Source organism: Herbaspirillum sp. DW155 (assembly GCF_037076565.1).
Taxonomy (GTDB): Bacteria; Pseudomonadota; Gammaproteobacteria; order Burkholderiales; family Burkholderiaceae_D; genus Herbaspirillum.
In genome coordinates this window covers 4,632,936-4,646,495 of record NZ_AP029028.1, presented here as the reverse complement: position 1 = coordinate 4,646,495, position 13,560 = coordinate 4,632,936, and the positions used below count along the sequence as shown (strand labels likewise).

The 13,560-nt window shown below is 53.8% G+C and carries 13 protein-coding genes and 1 tRNA gene; 1 reads left to right on the top strand and 13 read right to left on the bottom strand.

Translation table 11 applies throughout. The features are described 5' to 3' along the window. Positions 1-68: 68 nt before the first annotated feature. The 9 genes from AACH55_RS21030 to AACH55_RS20990 all read right to left on the bottom strand — a co-directional run bounded on the left by AACH55_RS21030 (position 69) and on the right by AACH55_RS20990 (position 6,374). Positions 69-791 carry an immunity 52 family protein gene (locus AACH55_RS21030; RefSeq protein ID WP_338716576.1) on the bottom strand — a complete coding sequence of 241 codons (723 nt, stop codon included), beginning with the start codon at positions 789-791 and terminating at the stop codon, positions 69-71. Positions 792-795: 4 nt separating this feature from the next. After that, positions 796-1,383, bottom strand: coding sequence for a restriction endonuclease fold toxin 5 domain-containing protein (locus AACH55_RS21025; protein ID WP_338716575.1), 588 nt, complete (start codon positions 1,381-1,383; stop codon positions 796-798). 2 nt (positions 1,384-1,385) lie between these two features. Next, positions 1,386-1,745, bottom strand: a complete 360-nt coding sequence (locus AACH55_RS21020) for a hypothetical protein (RefSeq protein WP_338716574.1) — start codon at positions 1,743-1,745, stop codon at positions 1,386-1,388. Next, the gene (locus AACH55_RS21015; RefSeq protein WP_338716573.1) at positions 1,729-2,190 is read right to left on the bottom strand and encodes a DUF4123 domain-containing protein; all 462 of its coding nucleotides are present in this window, start codon (positions 2,188-2,190) and stop codon (positions 1,729-1,731) included. Before AACH55_RS21015 ends, AACH55_RS21020 begins: the two co-directional genes overlap by 17 nt. A 44-nt stretch (positions 2,191-2,234) precedes the next feature. Next, entirely contained in the window at positions 2,235-2,642 is a 408-nt protein-coding gene (locus AACH55_RS21010; RefSeq protein WP_338716572.1) for a PAAR domain-containing protein, read from the bottom strand. Between the two features lie 677 nt (positions 2,643-3,319). Beyond that, positions 3,320-4,198: a hypothetical protein gene (locus tag AACH55_RS21005; protein ID WP_338716571.1), complete on the bottom strand. Its 879-nt coding sequence runs from the start codon at positions 4,196-4,198 to the stop codon at positions 3,320-3,322. A gap of 4 nt (positions 4,199-4,202) precedes the next feature. Continuing rightward, positions 4,203-5,516: a DNA modification methylase gene (locus AACH55_RS21000; protein WP_338716570.1), complete on the bottom strand. Its 1,314-nt coding sequence runs from the start codon at positions 5,514-5,516 to the stop codon at positions 4,203-4,205. Positions 5,517-5,678: 162 nt separating this feature from the next. Beyond that, positions 5,679-5,754: transfer RNA gene (locus AACH55_RS20995), tRNA-Arg, on the bottom strand. A gap of 398 nt (positions 5,755-6,152) precedes the next feature. Beyond that, a complete protein-coding gene (locus AACH55_RS20990) occupies positions 6,153-6,374 on the bottom strand; it encodes a hypothetical protein (RefSeq protein WP_338716569.1) in 222 nt (73 codons plus the stop codon). Between the two features lie 43 nt (positions 6,375-6,417). Between AACH55_RS20990 and AACH55_RS20985 the strand changes: the two genes are divergently transcribed. After that, complete coding sequence (locus AACH55_RS20985; protein ID WP_338716568.1) at positions 6,418-8,625, top strand: OsmC domain/YcaO domain-containing protein; 2,208 nt, start codon at positions 6,418-6,420, stop codon at positions 8,623-8,625. 311 nt (positions 8,626-8,936) lie between these two features. Here the strand turns inward: AACH55_RS20985 and AACH55_RS20980 are convergent, their stop codons facing one another. From AACH55_RS20980 to AACH55_RS20965, 4 genes are all read right to left on the bottom strand, one after another. Continuing rightward, positions 8,937-9,503, bottom strand: a complete 567-nt coding sequence (locus AACH55_RS20980; RefSeq protein WP_338716567.1) for a hypothetical protein — start codon at positions 9,501-9,503, stop codon at positions 8,937-8,939. A 342-nt stretch (positions 9,504-9,845) separates the two neighbouring features. Further along, positions 9,846-10,955 carry a hypothetical protein gene (locus AACH55_RS20975; RefSeq protein ID WP_338716566.1) on the bottom strand — a complete coding sequence of 370 codons (1,110 nt, stop codon included), beginning with the start codon at positions 10,953-10,955 and terminating at the stop codon, positions 9,846-9,848. Positions 10,956-10,960: 5 nt separating this feature from the next. Beyond that, entirely contained in the window at positions 10,961-12,523 is a 1,563-nt protein-coding gene (locus AACH55_RS20970) for a hypothetical protein (RefSeq protein ID WP_338716565.1), read from the bottom strand. A gap of 128 nt (positions 12,524-12,651) precedes the next feature. After that, complete coding sequence (locus AACH55_RS20965) at positions 12,652-13,500, bottom strand: DUF2345 domain-containing protein (RefSeq protein ID WP_338720378.1); 849 nt, start codon at positions 13,498-13,500, stop codon at positions 12,652-12,654. Between the last annotated feature and the right edge of the window lie 60 nt (positions 13,501-13,560).

Below are 13,560 nucleotides of genomic sequence, written 5' to 3'. Positions count from 1 at the left end.
GCGACATTCATTGCCGGGATGACTATCAGAAGATGGACTCGGCGCGGCGCCGTACGGGAAGACGTTAGCTATAGATTCGAAAAACGAGGAAGCAAGTCTTGATCTGCAAGGCGAATCTCAATCGCGTTTGCAACCTTGATGTGCTCCTTGTTTTTTACAGAGAACGTTTCGTTCGGAACGCTGACGACGATCGTTCCTTTCTGCTTCTTGTCTTTGTCCCAAACTGGAATCAGCTCTGGAGCCTCTGGCACCTGTGCGGGTGTCAGTATCTCAGGCAAATACAGCATCCAGCCGACGCATGGGCGATCTTCGAAGACGGCATGTCGGGTTTCGTACGGAGGAGGGCTGACCTGGATAAAGGGTGCAGGGAAGATTTCTAGAAGTGTATTGATAATCTGAACAATATTCCCCTTTTCCTCCAGAGTATGAACGGCTTTTGCATTGATTTCAAAGGCCGAGTTCGAACTATTCGACGCGACAGATAGTTCATGCAGGATGACTGCTCCACCAATATCTTCCTGACCGTTCCATACACCTAATGCTCTAAAGGTTGCTGATGGATCGTTTTTTTCCTCTTCTTTGAAAATAGAAATAGCCGCCTCCGACGGCCCATTTTTCTCAAAAGCGACGTTGCGGCGTGCATTGTCAGGTGTATCCGCTGGCGGGCACCAGTCTTCAAGCGGCATACCTATTTTGTCTAGCGACGTAGCTACCTTCCATAGCTGATTGAGCTGTTCGGGAATACTAGGAAGGGTATCGATGCCGGCTTTATAAGCGAACTGAATATTCATGAGATTAGGGCATAAAAACCACAGTGATGAGTAAACCTCTGGCGCTGAACCGGCGCCGCATATGGTTGGCAACGAATTTCTCCATGAAGTACCAATTGAGACGTGCAGGAGACGATGCTGTAGTCACCGCATTTTGCTTTGCTGCTTGCGTCAGAAGCTTCCTATATCCGGTGAACGAAAAAAAGAACTTGGGCTTGTCCGCCTCTTGATCAAAAAATTGGGCGTATCTTGCTTTGGCCTCCTGCAAGAGGCATTCAGGAGAACGGAATCCATCAAAGTCCACGCCAGAAAATGCCCACTCAGTATAGGGCGCAAAGCCCGTCACTCGCGCTTGGTACTCGCGAGAGATATCGGACATATTCCATCGCCGCGATACTACTGCGCCACCGTTAGGCGGACATTCCTTACATTTTTCGCTCTGCTTTGTCACGTCCACTTGGGCAAGCGGCTTGCTTTGAGCTTCTTCAGCCTTCTTGGAATTTGTATAGACCGCAGCGGCTCCACCGGCTACGGCAGCAGTGCCAGCTAGTCCCAGCCATGCTGCTACCTCAGCAGAGATGGCCGGTACGAACGGGATAGCGAGAAAGCCCATGCTTATTCCTCTTCTTGTTCTGAAGTGCGAGCAAAGTAGCGCAGCACATCTTTCATATCGCTCAGCCGCTGCTCAGGCGTGGCACCGGGCTTGCTCAGGTATTGTTGCGTCTGCGGCCGTTGGAATATTCCGGGCAGATCGGCGGACATGTACATCATGTAGATGAGCGAAGGCGTCTGCGTGAATCCCAGGTTCAGCCCATTGTCATAGGCGGCGCGCATTCGTCCGATGATCTCGGCGCGGCCTGGATGCGCCTGGAGATCAGGCCGATCTGCCAGGAACTCATCGGCAACCGCAGCAACGAAATTGTCAGTGTCGCGCGCCTGTATCTTCTGGAATTGTTCTTCAGTGATTCTGAGCATGATGCCTTCCAATGCGCACACGGCGGCCATCCATGAAAAACAGCCATTCGGTAATCCCATCGAACAGATAGCTACGCTGCGCCTCATCAAAATCCCGCGCGGCATTGGCCAGCGCTCGCGGATCCCATAAACGCAGCAGGGCCTGTCGACCGTCTGGCAGCAAGACCTGCACGCGGGCCTGCAGCGTGGCCGCCATTTCACCCAGATCCATTGAACTGATGAGCCATGACACTGCGGGCGACCTTGCCTCCAGTCGTGTCACATTGTCGTGCAGATCGGCGGGGGCGTCTTCGGCATCCAGCAGCCACGGTCCTGATGGAGCGAGGTGCGCATCGACTGTACCGAGGAAGAGTCCGCGCACGTGCAGATCTTCCTCCAGGGTCTTTTCATAATGAGCCTGGTAGTGAAAGCCATCCACCAGGGCATATAGCTTGAGTTGCGGCATGGTGCTGCGCAGTTGCGCAAGCCGCTGTTGAATGTCGGCAGGCATCAGTCGCGCACGATCATGGTTGCGCCGGACTTCGCTGCATTCATCAGGCAACTGAGGCAGATGCCAGAATCTGCTGGGGGCAGTGCATTGGTCACGGTGCTGGCGGCAGCGGAAGCGTTGGCGGCCGTACCTGCATCCTGTTCGATGGAGTGGGTAGTGACCGCCTGTGTGGCCATCAGGACCGCACCACATGCGGTGCGGTCTCCCTCGCGAGCAGGTGCCTTGCCGTTAGTGATCATGTCTTCGGCACCGGTGGTGATCGGGAAGGTCCCTTTGCAGCGCGGGCAGAAGGTCAGATCGCCGATGCCTGCCACGGCCTTGCCATGGATCAGAAAGGTCTGATCGCCGCTGATGACCGTGCCGCCATGGCTGGTCTTGTCTCCAATGGTGATGAATGGACGACTCATGATTTTCTCGCCAGGTTAGACATGGCGCACCAGTGCTGCGCTGTTGTGCTGACTTTGACGAGGGGCAACAGAATTTGTTCCCAGTGTGCGGGAAAGCCGCTCTGATGGCTCCCGATGCGTTCGAGGGCCGGGTGTGGAGGAGGGCGGGGACTGAAATGATTGCAAAAATGCAATTATTTTTGTCTTTTTCAGCCCGGCGCGCGCGGTTGCCCCCACCCCGCGCCTGCCCGCTACATAGGTCGGTTTTGACTCAAATTTGCGTCAGGCCCGGAAGCCCGCCCAGCCTGGGGCCCCTTCCGACCTGGCGGGCATCAGATCTGACGCATTTTGACTCAGCTACAATCCCTCATCTCGAGCAATAACGGCCCTCAGGCTGGACCGGGCCATTCGATCAAGTGATTGATCCAAATCACTCTGGAGAATTGAACCGAGAGGGGGTAATAGAGTTGCCTTCGGCGAGCCTCATGGCCGAAAAAAAAACCGCAGAACGCGGTTTTTTCATTTGTCTTTGTAAGCGGACAGGCTTCATCTAATTTAACCCACCTCCCATTAACTGCCGGTTACAGCCATGTGCGCTCATATCGAATAGGACGAAACAGTAAGCTCGTCCTCTTAGCTGTGCACGGCTCACTTCCACAAACCGGAACCAGCTTCCTCTCCTTACGGGACAATCTGCCCTATGCAACCAGCTTTGCAAGGAAACCTTCGGCACCGGCGATGTCAACAAAGTGTGCTCGGATCGAATCGCCATTATTGTAGTCAACGATAATCTCGACCTTGCTGAAATTACCCGATGGATTCTGCATATCAATCTTCTTCAGAATATTAATTGCATCTGCCGGGCTGCGAGCGGCTATCTTGTTCCCAAATAAAGGTATAACCCAAATAGCCGAAATAAGACGTTCAAGGGAGGCCTTTAAAGCGGTCATAAACCGATCCGTTTCATCTTTTGAGACGTTGGTGAGGTCGAGCCGGAGCTTTTCTTTCTGCGCGTCAGTAAGGTTTGCTAATTTTCTGTTTGCATCAGCATAAACATCATCAGGAGTATCTTCGTCGAACTCAATGTCAAAGCCAATCCCACGAAATGCCTCTACAACGCTCTGATAGGGAATATACAAGACCGCAAACTTATTATTCCGCAGTTGGGTCAGCGCATTACCCGTAAATTCCCCAGCTAAAACTGCACCGTAAAACGGGGCGGATAAATGGTGCAATTCAATAATGGGGAGGATCGCGCCTTGAATCTCCTGTGCTTTATTCTTCGAGTGCTTAGTGTAACGCCTCCACGCCGCCTCAATGAACGCAACCGGGGTGCCCCGTTTAGTTTCGGTGCCACCGACCTCGATAACGAAGTCCAAGTCGTGCTTGTTGCCGTATTTATCCTCCCAGGTAACCTTTTTGCCCGTCCGCGCCGGCCGCTGCTTCTGCCAATCCAGATAGTAGTTCTTTGAGTTCGCAAACGCCTCTAGTCTCGGCTTTAAGATTCTCTCGAGCACTATGTACTCAAGCAAATTACCTAGGTCCTGCCCAAATTTGTGGCCCGGCGCACTCGCCATAGAATTATCCCCTTATCCAAAGTCTACCTTCGTGAAGCGGAACATCATGCTTCCTATTTTTCCACTTTACGTTGCGCTCACGTATTTTTTCAAACGACCACTCGCTGAAACCACAGGCTATAGCCTGCGCCCCTAGCCACTTTTCAGCCGGCGCGTGAACGCCGTATGGTGCCGAATCGCCTATAACCAGGCACATATTACTGCCGCTTTTGGTCACTCTCCGCAGCGCCTTGAGAGTTTCTCCCATATCCGAATAGTAAGCGGCAATCATCGTATGATAGTGCTTACTCCCGCCTTTTGTCATCCTGACAACTGCGAGCTCATTGCACACCTTGGAGATTTCATCCCTGATGGGGGCTAATGAAGGTCTGGCAAGCAGCTCGTCTAATTTCAATTTTTCCTTAGAAGCGTGCTGCGAGCTTGAACAAATCAGAAATTTTCTTACAGCTCCATGCAGGTCACCCCACGAATCAATCTCGCCCCAAAAGGTCATTTCCAGTCGCGTCGCATCAGCATAGTCATAATTGTTCGCGTATGGTGGTGAGGTCACAACAAGGTCTACTGATTGGTCGGGAACGCCAGCGAGCTGGCGGGCGTCGCCTTGCAATAGTGTCGCGATCGAGGCGGAGCGTTCAGATCTGACTTTTGCCATGTCTTCGGCCATGATCAATGATTGAGCGGTAAGCGCTTCAGCAGGCATGGTAACCGTAGCTTTACGTTTGTTCGGCAGAACGTATTGCCACTGCGCAGTACCGACATGGCTTGTCGGTCGCAAGATGGAGTTAATAGCTAAAAACAACAGGGAGCGCGCCCCAATTGCGAGTTCTGGCGAGACATCGATTGCAGCCTGTCTCAGCTTTAACAATTCCAGCAGTACTTGCGGTTCGTAGCATTTCACTAGGAGGTCTGGAACCTTTGGGGGAAGCTCCAGCGAAGAAAGCGCAGCACGTTTTTCTACCTCAGCGATGGCGCTTCTGAACTCTTCTATAGAAGTCGACCAGGCCAACTTACCATGCGCTAGTCTAAAGACAAATGGATGTGATTCGACGCCAAAAGAAGGGACACCTGCAATGTCAGCCTCGACACAAACTGTACCGGAACCGACGAAAGGGTCCAAAACTGCAACAGGATTGTACTGTTGGATAACGCTCCGCACCCAATCGGAAGAGAATCCAGCCGAGTACCTAAACCACCTGTGTATCGGAAGTTTCATATTGGGGGTGAATGTGCCAGACTGCTCGTTAGCGCGTTGTTCGACGCTCTTGCCCCCATCTACCGGAGACGCGCCAAAAAGATCATCTTGATATGGAGTTTGCATATGTATAACACTCAGATATTTGGTTACAGTAGAGCAGTCCGCCAATGAAGCGGAAATCATAGCTCGGGACCAGAAATTCAGGAGGAAGTTAGGGGATTTTGCAGATAATCCACTAACAGAGGCAAGCTAGGCTGGGAAGGGGGGACCAACCTTAGCAAGGGTTGGCGCGGCTGGCGGGGATCGAACCCACGACCCTTGGCTTCGGAGGCCAATACTCTATCCACTGAGCTACAGCCGCGCGGGGGAGAAAAAAGAAGCGAAGCATACCGCTTTTCCTTCGCCCCGTCTACGGAACCGGGACGTTAGGTTAGCCTTACACGCTGTTTCTGAATAACAAATCCCGCCCCGATTTGGATAAACAAACGCCCGCGTAATGCGGGCGTTTACACTGGTAGAAAAGTCGACCCGCCGATTGCGGTCATTGGTAGCTGTAGCAAACATTCGCATCTGCCGACCAAATTTCTGCTTCGCAATTTGGAAATGGTTGAGGCCCAGTAAGGGCTTGCGCGGCGCTAAATTTCTCAATTGCGAAGCAAAAAATGAGCTAAGTATTTGATATAATTGAAATTCGCGCCGGACTTGTAATCAGGGGGTGGCGGGTTCAAGTCCTGCAGCCAGCACCAATACCGAAGCGGCTCACAGCGATGTGAGCCGTTTTTCTTTTGCTCTGCAATTTGGGCTGTCGGTCTGCATGCTGCCCGACATGCGTCGCAAGATGAGTAGAGTGCTCAATACCGGCAGGAAACGCTGGTGCAACGGCACCAGGCTATCATCGAAGCTCTTTTGCGCGACGACCGATAGACCCGCCCCACGGTCATCGCCGTCGCCACGACAATCTTGTGGGCCGCTGTCGCTCACGCGCCTTACCGCCATCTCTTCGGTTCATTCTCGGAATCTCGCCATGGAAATCAAAGTCAACTTCCTCGACAAGCTGCGTCTTGAAGCCAAGTTCGACGACTTTACCGTCATCGCCGATCAGCCCATCCGCTACAAGGGAGACGGCTCGGCACCGGGTCCCTTTGATTACTTCCTGGCGTCATCGGCCCTGTGCGCGGCGTATTTCGTGAAGCTGTACTGCAACACGCGCAATATTTCGACCGAGAATATTCGCCTGTCGCAGAACAATATCGTTGACCCGGAAAACCGCTACCGGCAGACCTTCAAGATACAGGTAGAACTGCCGGCCGACATCGAGGAAGCAGATCGCCGCGGCATCTTGCGCTCGATCGAGCGCTGTACCGTCAAGAAGGTGGTTCAGGAAGGGCCGGAATTCGTCATCGAGGAGGTGGAAAATCTGGATGCCGATGCGCAGTCCTTGCTGACCCTCAAGCCCGAGGCCGGTGCCAGTACGCATATCCTGGGCAAGGACCTGCCGCTGGAACAGACCATCGCCAACATGTCGGGCTTGCTGGCCGAACTGGGCATCAAGATCGAGATTGCTTCCTGGCGCAACATCATTCCCAATGTGTGGTCGCTGCATATCCGAGACGCGCATTCGCCGATGTGCTTCACCAACGGCAAGGGCGCCACCAAGGAAAGCGCGCTGGCCTCGGCCCTGGGCGAGTACATCGAACGCATCAGCAACAACCACTTCTACGCCGGTTCCTACTGGGGCGAGGAGATCGCCAATGCCGAGTTCGTGCATTATCCCAACGAGCGTTGGTTCAAGCCCGGGCGCGGGGACAAGCTACCCAAGGAGATCCTCGACGCGTATTGCCTGGAGATCTACAACCCCGACGGCGAGCTGCGTGCTTCGCATCTGATCGACACCAATTCCGGCAATGCGCAGCGCGGCATCTGTTCGCTGCCTTATGTCCGTCAGTCAGATGGTGAAGTGGTGTATTTCCCGTCCAACCTGGTCGAGAATCTCTTCGTCAGCAACGGCATGAGTGCCGGCAATACCTTGCCGGAAGCGCAGGTGCAATGCCTGTCGGAGATCTTCGAGCGCGCAGTCAAGCGCGAAATTCTGGAAGGCGAGATCTGTCTGCCGGACGTACCCCAGGAAGTCCTTGCGAAATACCCTGGCATCGTGGCAGGCATCCAGGGATTGGAAGAGCAGGGCTTCCCCGTGCTGGTCAAGGATGCTTCGCTGGGCGGTGCCTATCCGGTGATGTGCGTGACCTTGATGAACCCGCGCACCGGTGGCGTTTTCGCCTCCTTCGGTGCGCACCCGAGTTTTGAGGTGGCGCTGGAGCGCAGCCTGACTGAACTGCTGCAAGGGCGCAGCTTTGAAGGCCTCAACGATCTGCCGCAGCCGACCTTCGAGAGCAATGCGGTGACCGAGCCCAACAATTTCGTCGAGCACTTCATTGATTCGTCCGGCATCGTGTCGTGGCGTTTCTTCAGTGCGAAGGCCGACTACGAATTTGTGGAATGGGATTTCTCCAGCCAGGGTGCGGATTCCAATGCTGATGAGGCGGCTACCTTGTTCGGCATTCTGGAGAAGATGGGCAAGGAGGCCTACGTCGCCGTGTACGATCAACTGGGCGCTACGGCTTGCCGTATTCTGGTGCCGGGTTACTCCGAGGTCTATCCGGTGGAGGACCTGATCTGGGACAACACCAACAAGGCGCTGCTGTTCCGCGAGGACATCCTGAACCTGCATCGCCTGGATGACAAGACGTTGGCGGCCTTGCTCGACCGCCTGGAGAACAATGAGCTGGATGATTACTCGGATATCGCCACCCTGATCGGTATCGACTTCGACGAGAACACCGAATGGGGCCAACTGACGGTGCTCGAACTGAAGCTGCTGATCAACCTGGCCTTGAAGCAGTTCGAGGAGGCACATGACCTGGTCGGCGCCTTCCTGCAGTACAACGACAATTCAGTCGAACGAGGTCTGTTCTACCAGGCCCTGAACGTCGTGCTGGAAGTGGAACTGGATGACGAGCTGGAACTGGCCGACTACGAGGTCAACTTCCGCCGCATGTTCGGCGATGCGCGCATGGACGCGGCCATCGGATCGGTGACGGGAAGCGTGCGCTTCTTTGGCTTGACGCCGACCAGCATGAAGCTCGAAGGCTTGGAGCGTCATCAGCGGCTGCTTGATAGCTATCGCAAGCTGCACAAGGCGCGGGCGAGATTTGCGCAGGCGGATGCCGCTTGAGGGAATTCATTCACTTCATGAGGGTGCAGTCGCAATAGCTAAGCCTGCATCCGCGTTGAGATTGATCATCAAGTCTTTGATGTTCGTTGAACCCATGTCAGGGTTGGAGTCCACTGTTTGTCTTCATTTCTGATCGGAGTCCCATTGCCAGTTGGTGGCGCCATAGTGAGAACTCACGGTTGGCATGATCTCTTCGCGCTTCAACTTGCTTCGGGAATTTAGTTGGGCCGGTTTGAAATAATATCCATCTGCCGGGCAGAGTTCTCCGCTTGCAACGCGTCGCTTGAAATCCTGCGGTGCGCTTAGCGATGTTACCTTCCGTTGATGGTCACCTTCTTGACCAGCGTCCATGTGCATGGAGCGGTCTGATGCGGAGCTTCTTCACCGTATTTTTCTGAGGTGTGCGGAATATAGAGAGATTGCATTCCCAGGAATATGCTGCATTCGGGTGCCTCATCAATGTCCGGGCCGAGGAACTGAGCGCTGGAATTGGATTGGTCTGGAACATAGATGCCTGGTATTGGCGGTTGCTGTCCTGTTCGCGCGGTGGTGGAAGGATCAAGCATGTAGCCAGGCCAAGTATCCGGCGCATCAAGTGGCCCCCGGTCCTCGGGGGTATAGCCGGGTGACAAGGTTCCGGCCGACCAGTATGCACCTTGAGTAGATATGATGTTGCGAGCCCGGACGAGCGCCTGACTCAATAGGCGTCGATACGTACGAACGCCTTCATCGCCCATCCAGTCAGCGGAAAATTCGAGCTGCCCCTTGAAGTCCGAGCGCACTCCATGCGCGCTGTTGAGCCCATCGAAGTCTCCATCAGACAACTTGATATAACCGCTGCAGAGGCCGTCGAATGTATCTCGGAAGTTGGGAAGCATCTGTTCTCCCAAACGATATCAGGTTGTTCAGGTAGAGCGCGGTTGCGGTAATCGCGCGGCAAGTTTTGCATGAACTGATTCAGCCGCGATTCCACAAATTCAAGTAGCTCTTACCAGCTGTCTCGCAATTGGCTCAGGTATTCAAGAGAGGTGTAACGTTCCAAGAGAAAAATCTCTTGTGGATCGATATGGCCAGGAGAGTTAATCATTTCTTTTTTGACGCGTACCAATTGTTAGTGAGAACCGGAATGCTCACCAAAAAGAGTACTTGAATATCCAGATGACCGAGCGGCGAAAAAATGGTGAAGCAGCGAGACATGTCTCTTCTGGCACGTCATGTATTCAATCCTGATCTGAATCCCATTGCCAGATAGTTGCGCCATATTCGCTATTGAGATCAGGCATGGTTTCCCCTTTGCTGAAATACCTGCGGGAATTGATCTTGGACGGGGTGAAGTAATATCCTGAACGGCTACAGATGGCACCGCTTTCCAGTCGAGCTGCCGTTCCTGCCTGATCAAGGGGAACATCTTCAGAGAAATCGACAGGCTGTCCGTGAAGTTGTTCTACATAAATCCAATCGCAGGGGCGTGACGTGAAAGCTTGTCGAGCTACCAAACTTGGAGCCAGTTTGGGTTTACTAACACTTTCCTTGAAGTATGGATCTACCATCAGGCGAGGATCTTGAAGGTGGCTCTGCACAAATTGATTCATGCGGTGATCATCTAGCCACAGAGCTTGACGACCGACACTTGCTAGTGCGTCCAGTCCCAGATCGTTAAACGTACTGCACTTCTTGAGTCCTCCAGAAGGATTTCCGGTCCAGCAAAACTGGGGAGTGCCATGAGGGTCGTCGAGCGGCAAATAGACACCGGTACGTGGCGGCGTTGCGCCGCTACTGGAGATGATGTCGCTACGAAGTCTTAATGCCGTGGCATCTCTAAGTGCCTCGGGGTGTTCGGCCAGGCAAAGCGTCAAACCAAAATCATTCCACCCTCCAGCAACGTTGAATTTTGTTAATGTTCTGTCGATTTTGTCCGCGTAGAGATAGACGTCATTGAAGAGGGATTGGAAGTCACCTTCCTCTTCAGGTGTCATCCATGCCAGGGAGAACTCTGCCAAGGCCCGAGCACAATTATCCGCAGCGGTAAATGAATAGACTTCGAATGCACGCTGTGCGATTTGCTTGGCGACAGAGAGTTCGAAGTCGGCAAGAAATGGCCAGCCATTATTGGCCCAGTTCTCCGAGGTGTCACGTGTTCCCCAGCGGCTATTGGTCAGTAGTGCGTCGCGGCCTTGAAGCTTGGCTTTGTCCAGGGTGGGGTCGATGAACTGCATTAGCGATCGAAGGCGATCCTGTAATCCTTGCAGGTAAGAAAGCGACGCAAAGTGATACAGCAAAGAGACGTGTTTCTTTTGTGTCAAACTGAGTTGGAATGGAATATCAGACATTTTGTTTAGTGATTCAGTTTTGTGATTTGACCCGGAAGACTTGGTAGTCCGATCTTTTCTCCCAATCCTGCTCCTCCGAAATCCGAATAGCCCCATCCGGTATCAAAGGGGCCGCTGATGTTGGGGTGATTGATTGATTCTCGCAGGCTGACGTAGTTTTCTCTTTGTGCAGCATCTAGCTTGTCATATTCTGTTGTGCTCAGAGCATTTTGCAATTTTTGGGACGCATCACCATGGCGGGGGTAGTAAAGCATCGTGTCGTTGCGGGCATCATTACGGGGTACGTTAAATACGATTTGCTCCCAACCGCCCTCAAGATGTCGATCTGCAAGACTATCCTTGAATTGGGTGGATGCCTTCCCGCGCCAAACTTTCAGGCTCTCACCAGATTTGACGTCATAGATCACAAACTGACCATTCACGTTCCAGTCCGGCCATACCGCCAGGTGCTTGCGCCATGCCGCACGTGGATCGGCTGCCGCCTGCAATTGTTTGAAAATATCTTCTGTAACCCAGCAATCACTCATGGCTCGGCTATTTGGAGATAGGATTCTGTAGAGCCGAGCCGGACCCCTTATTTCATCTGCTATCAACGTGTTGAAAGATTTTACGTTGTGTGGGAGAAGCGCCGGCCATCCTTCGGCAACTTTCTCATCAACATATAATTTACTTTCCGAAGGGACCAGTCCCGGATATTCTTTATCTTCTCCCTTGCTGAGCCAAGACGGCGGAGGCTCTGTCTCCCGCATCAGCTTGACCGCCTCCGCCTCCGGAAGCGCGCCACGATAGTGTATGTTATTGAGATTGATGATCCCGCGCTGTCGCTCCAGCGACTCACGCTCCAGCCGCATGATGATGCTATCCAGGGCATTCTGGACCGGGCGCAATGCTTCTCCGAGATGCTTGTCCGCTAGCCGGCAGATATTGTGCACCTCTTCAAGATAATGTTTTGCTTTGGCGCCTATATTGGGCACCCAGGTGACCTTGGCGGCCAACTGTTCAAGTGCGCTGATGCCACGGTCAAAGGCTCTTAGCAGCGAGCTGACATTGACCTTGCCACGAACAGTCCTGATTTCATTTGCCGACCACTTGAATACTTCGTCCACTTTGAGCTGGCGCAGGTATTTTTGCACATCACGCCTGCGCAGAAAACCGACGACCATCGTCATGGCCGCATCGATCGCCTTGATGGTAGCGTCGCCACCCATGCGCCGGATAAAGTGGAAGAAGATCTTCAGTACGCCTTTGACCAGCGAACCCAGTGTCGGGAACAGCCCGATCAATGTCAGTGCCAAGGCGACCCAGGCCCAGGTGTCCGACGTGTCCTTGCGGAGCTTGTTGCAGTTGGCGATCAGGTCGCGGACATCACACACCTGATCGACCAGGGGAATCATCGAGATGGCTGCATCGGTCATCAACTGGCCAGTGGAGCGCTCTTCATTGAAGTCCCCTTGCATGGCTTCCCAGAACCAGACGAAAGGATTGGTGCTGGGTTCTTGCGCCTTTTTCTGATCGTCGGTTACCCACGCAAGTGCATCGCGCAGCTGGGTCGAATTCACATCAGCCATGCGTTTTCCTTCATATTGACTCCTTGGAGCTTTATGCCGTTGATCGTTGCATTCGACGGTGGATTCCTGTTGAAGCCCAAGGCTTCAGTCGAGCGCACTTAAAGAGAAATGGAACAGGGATAATCCACTCAGCCGTTGCTGAAGTCTTCCAGCGGGGCGGCAGGCTTGTCGCTTTCTGGTTTGCGTGGCTTGTAGACAACCTTCGTTACCTGCTTGCGTTCGATATTTTCATGCAGAGCTTTCCCCTGATCGTCCAGCTTGCCTGTGAGTTTGGCGCCGTCCTTGAAGTGGATTTCGTAATCTGCTCCACTGATGCCCGAGCCGGTTTCAGGCTCCATGTAATGCAATGCAATCCAATTATTTTCGGCAGACATTCCATCGGGTAGTGGCGGAAGCATCGCCGCTGCACTCGCCCCACCCGGAAACGCATGCGTCGCCCCCTTCACCGAAAACGTCCCCGGACAAGCAAACGTAATATTTCCGCCCTCCAGCGTCACCGAAGCCTGTCCCGCCTGCAGCACGATCTTCTGGCGTGCCTTGATCTCGATGCCTTCATTGACGCTGATCACGCTCACATCCTTGTCGGCCAGAATCTCCAGCGCATCGGTATGCGCCTGCAACGAGACCGGTCCGTTGCCCGCGTAAGCCTGGATACCGCCCTCATGCGCAAACAGGGTGGCCGCCTTGCCAGCGGCCAGACTGGTGGTGTCGGCAGCGGTCCAGTGGGTATCGCCCTGGCTGGTCCAGTGCAGATTCTCGCCGGCATAGAGCACCGTGGAGGCAGTGCTTGCCCAGTTGATGTTGGCAGGGGATTCCATCAGCACCGCCGCCTTGGCGAACTTCTCGACCGGCTGCGCGCTGTCGCTCTCGCGGGATCCCTCTTTGCTCTTGAATGCATCCTGACCATTGACGCTACCCGGATGCTTGCCCTGGTCAGCCGGGTCGATGATGGAGATGAAATCGGTCTTGGCCTGCAAGGCAGCCGTACTATGCAGCGCCTGCTGCTGGGTAGCGGAGTCGCCCATCGTTCTGGCCAG

Bases quoted from the DNA above. Each gene is read 5' to 3' on its own strand.
- AACH55_RS21030 (WP_338716576.1), bottom strand. From the start codon at position 791: ATGAATATTCAGTTCGCTTATAAAGCCGGCATCGATACCCTTCCTAGT.
- AACH55_RS21025 (WP_338716575.1), bottom strand. From the start codon at position 1,383: ATGGGCTTTCTCGCTATCCCGTTCGTACCGGCCATCTCTGCTGAGGTA.
- AACH55_RS21020 (WP_338716574.1), bottom strand. From the start codon at position 1,745: ATGCTCAGAATCACTGAAGAACAATTCCAGAAGATACAGGCGCGCGAC.
- AACH55_RS21015 (WP_338716573.1), bottom strand. From the start codon at position 2,190: ATGCCGCAACTCAAGCTATATGCCCTGGTGGATGGCTTTCACTACCAG.
- AACH55_RS21010 (WP_338716572.1), bottom strand. From the start codon at position 2,642: ATGAGTCGTCCATTCATCACCATTGGAGACAAGACCAGCCATGGCGGC.
- AACH55_RS21005 (WP_338716571.1), bottom strand. From the start codon at position 4,198: ATGGCGAGTGCGCCGGGCCACAAATTTGGGCAGGACCTAGGTAATTTG.
- AACH55_RS21000 (WP_338716570.1), bottom strand. From the start codon at position 5,516: ATGCAAACTCCATATCAAGATGATCTTTTTGGCGCGTCTCCGGTAGAT.
- AACH55_RS20985 (WP_338716568.1), top strand. From the start codon at position 6,418: ATGGAAATCAAAGTCAACTTCCTCGACAAGCTGCGTCTTGAAGCCAAG.
- AACH55_RS20980 (WP_338716567.1), bottom strand. From the start codon at position 9,503: ATGCTTCCCAACTTCCGAGATACATTCGACGGCCTCTGCAGCGGTTAT.
- AACH55_RS20975 (WP_338716566.1), bottom strand. From the start codon at position 10,955: ATGTCTGATATTCCATTCCAACTCAGTTTGACACAAAAGAAACACGTC.
- AACH55_RS20970 (WP_338716565.1), bottom strand. From the start codon at position 12,523: ATGGCTGATGTGAATTCGACCCAGCTGCGCGATGCACTTGCGTGGGTA.